Origin of the sequence: Nocardia sp. NPDC005745, assembly GCF_040630775.1 — a bacterium.
GTDB lineage: Bacteria > Actinomycetota > Actinomycetes > Mycobacteriales > Mycobacteriaceae > Nocardia.
Genome location: NZ_JBEXYF010000006.1, coordinates 17,678 through 27,647, shown reverse-complemented (window position 1 = coordinate 27,647; position 9,970 = coordinate 17,678). Strand labels below are relative to the sequence as shown.

Annotated in this window: 8 protein-coding genes; 1 reads left to right on the top strand and 7 read right to left on the bottom strand. The window is 67.5% G+C overall.

Features of this window, described 5'->3' with window-relative positions:
- Nucleotides 1-33: 33 nt before the first annotated feature.
- The 4 genes from ABZ420_RS08400 to ABZ420_RS08385 form a co-directional block, all read right to left on the bottom strand.
- The gene (locus ABZ420_RS08400; RefSeq protein WP_357118849.1) at nt 34-1,272 is read right to left on the bottom strand and encodes a VWA-like domain-containing protein; all 1,239 of its coding nucleotides are present in this window, start codon (nt 1,270-1,272) and stop codon (nt 34-36) included.
- Complete coding sequence (locus ABZ420_RS08395; RefSeq protein ID WP_357118846.1) at nt 1,269-2,510, bottom strand: MoxR family ATPase; 1,242 nt, start codon at nt 2,508-2,510, stop codon at nt 1,269-1,271. The genes ABZ420_RS08400 and ABZ420_RS08395 overlap by 4 nt, the downstream gene beginning before the upstream one ends.
- Before the next feature lie 57 nt (nt 2,511-2,567).
- On the bottom strand, nt 2,568-3,974 hold the full coding sequence (locus tag ABZ420_RS08390) for a hypothetical protein (protein WP_357118843.1): 1,407 nt from the start codon (nt 3,972-3,974) through the stop codon (nt 2,568-2,570).
- A 404-nt stretch (nt 3,975-4,378) separates the two neighbouring features.
- Nucleotides 4,379-5,530: a lipase family protein gene (locus ABZ420_RS08385; RefSeq protein ID WP_357119421.1), complete on the bottom strand. Its 1,152-nt coding sequence runs from the start codon at nt 5,528-5,530 to the stop codon at nt 4,379-4,381.
- A gap of 366 nt (nt 5,531-5,896) precedes the next feature.
- Between ABZ420_RS08385 and ABZ420_RS08380 the strand changes: the two genes are divergently transcribed.
- Nucleotides 5,897-6,493, top strand: coding sequence for a hypothetical protein (locus ABZ420_RS08380; protein ID WP_357118840.1), 597 nt, complete (start codon nt 5,897-5,899; stop codon nt 6,491-6,493).
- Here ABZ420_RS08380 and ABZ420_RS08375 read toward each other — a convergent pair.
- The 3 genes from ABZ420_RS08375 to ABZ420_RS08365 all read right to left on the bottom strand — a co-directional run bounded on the left by ABZ420_RS08375 (nt 6,421) and on the right by ABZ420_RS08365 (nt 9,924).
- Nucleotides 6,421-7,857, bottom strand: a complete 1,437-nt coding sequence (locus tag ABZ420_RS08375) for a glyceraldehyde-3-phosphate dehydrogenase (protein WP_357119418.1) — start codon at nt 7,855-7,857, stop codon at nt 6,421-6,423. The two genes, ABZ420_RS08380 and ABZ420_RS08375, sit on opposite strands and share 73 nt — an antisense overlap.
- Before the next feature lie 236 nt (nt 7,858-8,093).
- Nucleotides 8,094-8,651 (bottom strand): hypothetical protein, encoded by a 558-nt coding sequence (locus tag ABZ420_RS08370; protein WP_357119415.1) that lies wholly within the window; start codon nt 8,649-8,651, stop codon nt 8,094-8,096.
- 193 nt (nt 8,652-8,844) lie between these two features.
- Nucleotides 8,845-9,924: a saccharopine dehydrogenase NADP-binding domain-containing protein gene (locus ABZ420_RS08365; RefSeq protein ID WP_357118837.1), complete on the bottom strand. Its 1,080-nt coding sequence runs from the start codon at nt 9,922-9,924 to the stop codon at nt 8,845-8,847.
- Nucleotides 9,925-9,970: the final 46 nt, after the last annotated feature.

The window sequence follows — 9,970 nt, the reverse complement described above, 5'->3', positions numbered from 1 at the left end:
ATTTCGGTCAGGAAGACCCTTATCAGCGGGCACCTATCCGATTTCGACTACCCGAGCCCATGCGGGCGGCGCGTCCGGAACGTAATCGGGATCCTGTTCGCGCCACGAAGTGTCGTTCTGCCGCCGGAACAGGCCCACCACTGTCCGGCAGGGTGGTCGTCTGGCCGGCCAGGGTGTCTGGCCGTCGGTCAGGATCACGAGGGCGTCGGGGCGGGGTTGGGTTCGCAGTGCTTTGGCGATGCCGGTGCGCAGGTCCGTTCCTCCGCCGCCCAGAAGCGGTATTCGCTCGGCACGACACAGCGGGTGCACGATCCTGGCCGCCGCGTCACACGGCAGCACGGTGACCAGGTCGCGGCGGCCGCCCACGGCACGGGAGATAGCCGCCACTTCGAGCAGCGCGCTGCCCAGTTCGGTGTCACTGACCGACCCGGATGTGTCGATGAGCACCGAGACCCGAGGTGGCGTGCGCCGCAGACTCGGCAGCACCACGCCGGGCACCCCGGCCGCGCGTCGCGCCGGTCGGCCGTAGGTGTAGTCCTCGCCCGCACCGGCGCCGCAGACCGCCGAGCGGACGGCCGCTCCCAGCAGATCGCGCCATGGCTGTGGCGGGTGGAACGCCTCTGCCGCCCAGCGCTGCCATGCTTTGGACGCGTTCCCCGGACGGCCGATGATGCCCTGTGCCACCTGGAACCGGACGGCGTCTCGTTCCTGTTCACTCAGGCCGTCCGCACCGTCCGGTCCCAGCTCCCACTCGCGTTCCAATCCGTCGGCGCCGCTACCGCAGTCGAGCCACGCTAGGCCCTGCGTATCCGGCCCGAGCCGGAACCTGCGCAGGTAGTCCTCCATGAGCTCCCCCTCGGGCAACCCCAACGACGCGGGCGTGACAGCGTCGCCGGGCCGGGCCAGCCCGTCGCCGAACGCGTCGTCGTTGATTTCGCAGTCCGCGGCGATGTTCATCCGCAATCGTTCTGCCGGGCCGGTCAGCTCGTGTTGCCGGGCGAATCGGTCACTGCGACCGTGATGGTCGCGCAGGAGATGCGACACCTCGTGCACCCACACCGCGGCCAAATCCTCCACCGAAGTCAGATCCACGAAAGCCGGCGAAACGTAGCACCGCCAGTGCCGGTCGACGCCCATCGTCGGTACTCGTCGCGACTCGACGACGCACAGGGCGAACAGAGCGGTCGCCAGATAGGGCCGAACCCTGGCGGCGTGCAGTCGGGCGGCGAAGAGCTTGTCGCGGTCCAGTGTCCCAGGCGCGGTCGCGATCATCGGCCTGCCCTCGCGGCGACGCCGCCGGCTGCCCGATCCGCTTCCCGGGACACCGACACCACTCCGGCGAGTTGCTCGATCGCCGCGGGCACCTCCCAGTCGTCTCGGCGCAGCGTTGCGAGAGTGGTTGCGGGAACGACGATCAGATCCGGGGCCCCGGTTGCCGAAGCCTTCACCAACAGCGCCCATGCCGCATCCCAGCGGGATTTCTCCGGGCGTTTACGGACCGCCGCCACAACCCCGTCGAGAACGGCCTGGCGCAGATCCCCTCGCCCGGGCAATGCGGCGCCCGCCGGATCGGCGAGCAGCGCCTCCGGGTCAGGGAGGTCCATCCGGTCCAGGCCGGCCAGCAGTTCGAAGCCCGGCCCATCCCCCACCGTGCCCCGGACCAGCAGGGAAAGCACCTCCCGGGACGAACCGGCCGCGGTGGCGAAAGCGATCAGCCACAGCGTCATCTCCCAGCTTCGAGGCGACGGCCAGGGACCACCCCGCCGGGTGTCCGTGCTGGGAATCTGATGCACGAGCGCGGGACGAGCCGCGAGGAGCGTACACACCGCGCGGCGGGCGAAAGCCACTGCCTCACCAAACTTCTCCGGAGCCAGCCGCGGCAGTGTCGCGTGCGGCCAGGTCCCGCCGAGGCCCCGAACGACGACGTCGTGATCATGGATCCATTGCAGATGCACGAACCTGTTGGCCAGCGGCGGGCTCAGCTCCCAACCGTCGGCCGCCGAGGATCGCGGGTTGGCCGCGGCCACGATCCGGACACCCGGTGGCAGTTGGACGGCGCCGATCCGCCTCTCCAGGACCAGCCGGAGCAGGGCGGCTTGCACAGCGGGCGGCGCGGTGGACAGCTCGTCGAGGAACAGAAGCCCGCGGCCGGCGCGGACGAGTCGTACGGCCCAGTCCGGCGGAGCCATCGGGACTCCCTGTTCGGCGGGATCGTCTCCGATGACGGGCAGGCCCGAGAAGTCCGACGGCTCATGCACACTCGCGATGACCGTGGTCAGCGGAAGGTCCAGGTCGGTGGCGAGCTGGGTCAGGGCCGCGGTCTTCCCGATCCCCGGTTCACCCCACAGGAGAACCGGCAGGTCGGCGGCCACGGCCAGCGCCAGGGCCTCCAGTTGGGTGTCGGAGCGTGGTTCGGTGGTTACCTCGCGCAACAGAGTCAGCAACTCGTCGGCGACGTCGAGTTGGGAGGGATGGGCTGGATCGGTGGACGTGCGGACAGCAGCGAGCATGTGTGATCACCTCGAAAGGTCGGCGGAGTCGAGTGGATGTGGGCGAAGGTCGCCGGATCAGTGCGAGGTCGCGTTGCGCGGATGCGCGCGCCGGTCACGAGGACGGCGAACCGGGGGAACGCGGCCGATTCCGGGTTCGGACAGGCCTGCTTTGAACAGCCCGTGGGTGATTCGCCGTTGTGCGGCCGCTTCGAGTGCGTCGCGCAGGGCACCGTCGCGCAGTGATACATCGGGGCCGAGCAGTCCCACGACGACGCCCAGCGCGCCGGCGGTGTCACCATGGTCCAAACGGTCACGAACGCCGACAAGACAGTCCGGATGACGGTGCGCTTCGTCGATAGCCCGCAGGCAAGGAAGCGGGGTACCGGTCAACGCCGCCAGTAATTCCTCCCGCCGGATCTCGGAAGGGTCGTGGTCCAGGGCGGCCAGGACCCCGTCGACCAGCCCGATCCGATGCTGTTCTCCCCTGCACTGCACGAGGCGCGGTTCCCCCGGCCGGCTCGGGATGCGGGGCGCATCGGTCGGAGAGTAGTCGGGTACCAGTGCCGAGGCGACCAGCGGATGCAGCCGATCGGCCGCTATCGCGCCGGTGCGGATCAGTTCCAGATCAGGTAGTACCCAAGTCGCCGCGTCGGGCAGCACCGGCAGCGCCGAGACGCCGCCGACCGGGTACCCCGACGCGATCCGCACCATGGGCGGCCCCGCACCACCGCGGGGACCCGCGTCCAACTCCAGGACCAGCCGTTGCCGACCCCCGAACCGCACGACGAAAGTACCGCTACGCCGTCCCTCGGCGCGGCGCAGGATCTCCGCCTCGTCCGACCATCGGTCGACGGCGCAGCGGCGGACCTGCGGTACCGTCGCCAGCAGCTCGGGATCCAGCGACGGGCGATTACCTGCGGGGCGCTCTGCCCCGGACCGTATCCCCAGCTCATCGGCCCTGCGCGAGTCCCACAGGTGGCGATGGAGATCCAAGCGGAAACGACGATCGGGACGAGGATGCGGATGGAGGCTGGTACCGGCTCCGGCGGCTCCGTCCCACAGCGCGAGGCTGATCCGCTGACCGGCATCCGCCCAAGCCGGCGCGGTCCGAACGACAAGGTGCACGGCACGCGCGCGACCGCGCCGGTCAGGCGCGGCGTCGTACCGCGCCAAAGCGATTGTCAGACCTGGTCGCAACAACCCGTCCGGAGCAACCCTCGGTAGGTGCCAGCGCAGCAGGTCAGGAGCCAGATAGCGGAGATCGGCACGGATTCGAGCGGCGAGTTCGTGCCCGTGGCTGCGTGCCACCGATCGCAAAGTGAAATCGACATCGAAGCCTGCCGCTGCACTCGCGCCGGCCCAGTCCCCCACGCGCCGGCGGGCGGTAGAAGTTTCGATCATGGAGGGCGGCACGGCGAATTCGCGCACGCGCAGCCAGAAGGAAAAGCGGGAATCGTCCCCATTCGTGCGTTCAGTGAGCATCAGCACTCACCTTGCACGAATGGAACCCCCAATCTTTCAACAGAATGAGTTGTCATCGCGTCGATCGTAGCGCCCGTTGCCGCCGCCTGCCAGTCGAGTGAGCCCGGCCGGCCGGTATTCTCATTGCTACCCGGCAATCGTTTTCGCGGGAGCCGGCTAATCTCGATCGTCGATCGTGACGGGCCATCTACGCAGGCCTGCAACGCACTCGGGAGCAGGTAGCCGATCACGATGCACGGGTTATGGGGAGCCGACCCCGCGGTATGGGTGGTGCTCGAGCGTGGCACCAACCGAATCGCGGATACCGTCCAGCCCACTGGTTGCCCCGACCCGGCCTGCCGGATGACGACGGGGTGGTCCGACTTGTCTGCGGCGATCACCGCTGATGCCCGCATGGCCGCGTATCAGCAGTTGCTGGGGGCAGGCTCTCCGCGAACCCGAGCGTCGAGCCATTGCATTACCGCGGGCGCACCCAGTACCGCGGGGGACAAATGCTCGAGCGCGGGGCCCAGTTCGACCGAGGGCACCCGCAGCGTCTGCACCCGCACCCCTGCCGTGCACCAACGGCGGAGGGTGTTCTCGATGGCATCGACCGGAATCTGCTGGTCCTCCGGCGAATGCCATTCGAAGATCGGTGTTTCCGGCACGCCGGCGTACAATTCGAGGCTGTTCTCCTCCACCACCGAGCGGGCTTCGCGACTGTCGAAGATCGAGGTGTCTGTGATGTAGTCCCGGGCGCTGCCGTCCAGGCCCGAAATCAAGATTTCATTGCTGCAGCTGTTTGCCATGGCCTTGCCGACTTCGAGGCCACGCGGGTTGAGATGCGCGCTGATCGGCAGCCGATCCGGGTACTCTCGCTCCAGACCGATCGCCGCGGCCATGGCCAACCCGAACGAAGGGTGCGGGTTCAAGCCCAGCGCCTCGGCCATAGTCAGCAGATTCATCGGTGCGCCGCCGATGGCCGCGCCCGCGAGTTCCAGCTCCGGTGCGTACGTCGGCTGCAACGCGGCCGCCCATGCGGTGGCAAGGCCGCCGCCCGAGTAGCCGGCCATCACCGTTGGGCTGGACGGCACGGCGAGTGCGGGCAGCCGCTTCACCGCCCGGATGCCGTCCAGTATGATCTGGCCACCCAAACGCGCGGCCCCGAGAGCGAATTGCGGTCCGAGGTGATCCGGCAGCGCGACGCTCCAGCCCTGCGCCAGCGCCACGTTCAAGATCGGCGTGGTCACCGTCAGGTTCAGATCGTCGCCGTACAGTTTGTGCGAAAGGGCGCAGTCGGTGCCGAGCGCATTGATGAAGTGCTGATAAGACAGCAGTGGCCCACCCGGCCGGCGGCCGAACGGCGTGAGAACCGTGGTCGTCGCCGCGATCGGTGCTCCACGGGAATTGGTGGACCGGAATTTGACCAGCGTGACGCTGGAGCCGGGGAAGATCGCCAGCGGCGGCAGCGCCCGTTCACCGAGCACATCACCTGGCAGATATGCCGCCAGATCCGCCGGGGCGGCATAGAACGGGTCGGGATCGGGCCGCGGATACAGTGGCTCCGCGGTCGCCATCGTCGCCGGGATCAGCCCCAGGGCCACGGCGCAGACGGCACCGAGGGCCCGTGCTACACCGCTGAACCTGCCGCCGGGGAAACAAAACAACCGCCCGATCACGATCTCGACCTCCACGGGTAGTTCGCGGGCATTCGTCGACCAGCCAGCCTGCATTCAAATCCAACCCCATGCGCAAACATCCAGCGACACGCCGGAAAAATGTCGGGCTCCCGCTCCGAACACGCTGGAATGCCGACCGTGGTCAGCACGGCGTCTCGGGCTCCGTGTGAGAATCAGCGTGAGAAGCGGCCGGACTCTCTCGGAATCCCACCGGTCGAACCTGCGGTGTCGCCGACGCCGCGGCCGAGCGACACAGGTAGTCCGATGCCCGAAACACAATCCGAGTTCACACGCAGGGAATCCTGGGAGCGGACGACCGGCATTCCCATGATGGTGCTGGCCGTCGTATTCCTCGGCGTCTATGCCTGGCAGGTGCTCGATATCGAGGCCTCACCTCGTCTGGACGCCTGGCTCACCCGGGTCGACGTGATGATCTGGGCGGCGTTCGCGCTGGACTTCGCGGTGCGGTTGTGGCTGTCCGGGAGCCGCTTGCGGTTCCTGCGTACCCACCCGGTCGACTTGTTGATCGTGGTGCTGCCGCCGCTTCGCCCGCTGCGGCTGCTGCGCGCAGCCATGCTCGTGATCGGCACGTTGAACCGGAACACGACGACCAGAGCCAGGCTCGCGGTGTTCGTCGGCGCCAGTTCGATACTGCTCCTGCTGCTGTGCAGATCACCACCAGTTGCCCGACCCTCTCCGCGGGAAGCATCACGCGACGACCCAGTGATACTTCCCGCGGCCGGTCGTTTATCCCCCGGCAGCAGAGTCGGCGACATCCATCGCGGCAGTCACCGCGCGGCGGTCGCAGTCGGCACGCGAGTGTCGTCGGTGTGCTCCAGTCGAGCGCTGATCTGCGGGTAGGTCGGATACTCGATGCCCGAGATGTACTGCACCGTCCGCACGACCTGGCACGAGTAGCCGAATTCGTTGTCGTACCAGACATACAGGATCGCGGTGTCGTCCTCGACGATCGTGGCATTGGCATCGATGATCGACGCTGCGCGCGATCCGATGAAGTCGCTGGAGACGACATCCGTGGCGGCGGTGTAATCGAGGTTGCGGCTCAACGGCCCGGCAAGCGAAACCTGACGCAGGTACTCGAGCACATCGCTTTTCGTCGTCTTGCGCTCCAGCTGCAAGTTCAGGATCGCGACCGATACGTCGGGGGTGGGGACACGAATCGAGTTGCCGGTGATCTTGGCCTTGAAGTCCGGCATCGCCTTCGCGACCGCGGACGCGGCACCGGTTTCGGTGAGCACGAGATTGAAGGGTGCGGACCGGCCGCGACGGTCCGCCTTGTGGTAATTGTCCAGGAGGTTCTGGTCGTTGGTGAACGAGTGAACCGTCTCCACGTGCCCGCGGATGATGCCGTACTCGTCATCCATGGCCTTGAGCGGCGGAACAATCGCGTTGGTCGTGCACGAGGCGCACGAGAAGATCCGCTGCGACAGGTCCAGGCTGCGGTGGTTCACGCCGTGCACGATATTCGGAACGTCGCCTTTGCCGGGTGCGGTGAGAACGACTTTCGCGATGCCGGGGCGCAGATGCTGCGACAGCCCGTCACGATCACGCCACCTGCCGGTGTTGTCGATCAGGATCGCGTCGTTTATCCCGTATGTGGTGTAGTCGATCGTCGTCGGATCATCGCTGTAGATGAACTTGATCACGTTCCCGTTCGCGGTGATCGTGTCATTGCCGGTATCGACCTTGATCGTGCCGTTGAAGTGGCCGTGAACCGAATCCCTGCGAAGCAGCGACGCGCGCTTGGCCAGATCGTCGTCGCCCCCCTTGCGAACCACCACGGCACGCAGGTTCAGACCGTTGCCCGAGCCGGCCTTCTCGATGAGCAGGCGCGTGACCAGACGACCGATGCGGCCGAAGCCGTAGAGGACGACGTCCCTCGGGCCCGGCGACTGAGCCTTGTTGCCGTTGGTCACCTCGGCCAGCACCGCCGCGGTGAACTCGCGGATCGACAGTCCGCGATCGTCGGTGCGATAGGTCATGACCAGCTGACCGATATCGATCTTGCAGGGGCCCAGATCCAGCTCGCTGAGTACTTGCAGGAAGGGAAGGGTCTGGTCCACCGACAACTCTTCGCCTTCGATCTGCCTCGCGAAGCGGTGCGTCCGCAGGATGCTGATCACCGACTTGTTCACCAGTGACCGGCTGTGCAGCAGGATCGTCACCCCTTTGCGCCGATACAACGTGCCGATGATGGGAATCATCGCCTCGGCGGCGGCTTCCTGGGCGTTCCAGCGGTCAAGTTGTTCGGTAGTCAACGCAGTCCTCGGATTCCTCGATATTCTCGCCGTATCGATGCTAGTGAGGGCCGCGATATCACTGCGATCGGATACCCACCGGTGAGATCGCCAGGTCGTGACGTCGGTGGAAGCAAGCGGTCAGGCGCAGACCGGCAGGCCGATGGAAGTGCTCGCGACCCATCGGCGCATACAGTGCGTATTCAGCAGGTGACGTCCACTTCGGCAGCCCTCTCGAACGACACATGCACATGGTCGTAGTGATTGGCGGTCGGGCTCCCGCGGTCTTCCAGGTACGACCAACCGCTGCCGTCGTTGTACCGCTGCCGCCAGATCACGTACGTCACACCGAAACGCTGCTTGTTGGCCAGCACGAAGTCGGCAATCGCGTCGCCGCGCGCGGAATCGGATGTCATGAGATCGAGGGCCAGGCCGGCACCGTGGTCGCCGTCGACGCGGCCGACGGCGCCACCGACGTCGGTGAGGCCGAACGTCTTCTTGAGCATGTTGCCCACCCTTGCCACGTGCGGCCTCGTACCGGCGAGTTCCGTCGAGCACGGGACGGAGGGAGGCGGGTGCTGTTCGGCGTTCTTCTCCGACGGTGGTGGTGGCTCGACTGCCGCCGCGGCCCCCTGCACCGACTGAGTCATCGGCGGAACGATGGTCGGGACAGGGCCGGTTTCGACGGTGGTCGACGGCGACGAATCGACCGCCGCCACGTGTTGAGTGGCCGGGCCCGGGCGTATCGCCGCCCACAGCACGACGGCGAGGACGGCCGCGACGCCGCACACAGCCAGAGCGGTGAACTTCCGGGCTGCGGTTCGTTTGCGGTGTTGGCCAGGCATTATGTCGGTTACCGGTTACTGTCGAGAACAGGTCACCGATACATTACGAAATGGTCGCGAAAATGTCACGCCCGTTGGTGCCGGTACAGCACCATGCCTCGGCGAACTTTTAGCGGCTGAACCCCGCATCGGCCGCGGCGGTGGTGAGCGCCTCCAGACCGAACGCCTCGACCGGGCCCAGCGCACCGACGCCGAGCAGGCCGCCGTTCAGTGCGGTCTGTGCACCCCAGGCGAGGATCGCGCTGGTGAAGTCGTAGGGATCCACCCCGGCCAAGGTCACCGACGCCAGGACGCGGCCGGTGTCGTCCAATGCCTCGGCGACCGCCCAGGAGCGCGTGCGGACCCGCGCTTCGCGCCCAGGGCCGCCGGTCGAGCCCTTCACGACGCGTTCCAGCGCGCCTTCGGCCAGCCGTTTCACCGGCTCCACCCGTGCGACCGCGCTGGTGAGCAAGGAGCCGGCCCGCAGGGCACGAGCGGCCGCGGGCGGCAGGCCGAGGTAGACGTCGGCCTCGCGTAGCCGCTGGTAGGCACGGCTCAGCGCGAGATGTTCCGATCCGGGAATCGATACTCCGGTACGCGGGCGGCCGGCGACGTCGAAGGTGCGGATCCGTGAGCCGGTGCGCTCGGGCACGATCCGGCCGCCGCGGAGGGCGAAACCGTGTTCGAACAGCATCCCGGCCATGGATGCTCGGGTGCCACCGCTGGCGCCGGGGCTGGCGATGAAGTAGCCGATGTCCGCGCGGACGGCGTCGGGCGCTTCGCGTAAGGCGAGACCGGCGGCCAGGTTGCCGGGCACGAAGTCGAACCCGAACGCGGTCAGCAGGCCCACTCCCGCCTTGCGGGCCTCGTCGTCGCGGTCGAACACCGTGCTGATGAATGGGCCTTCGCCGGTGGAGTCGAGGTAGTGCGCGCCCGCCGCCACGGCCGCGGCCAGTGCGGGTCCGCCGTATCGCAGAAACGGCCCGACTGTCGTCACCAGCACGTCGCCCCGATCAAGCAGGGCCCGTATCGAGTCCGGCTCGGTCACGTCGGCGACCGCGGTATCGGCCCCACCGAGGTCGGCGGCCAGTTTCTCGAGCGCGGCGGCATTGCGGGCAGCCAGCACGGGTGCGGCCCCGCGGGCGATCAAAGCTTCCGCGGTCAGGCGGCCGGTGTACCCGGTGGCGCCGAACAACACGATTTTCGGCATTGGCAGTCACCTACGTTTCTATTCGTGGATGGACAGGGTGAAGTCG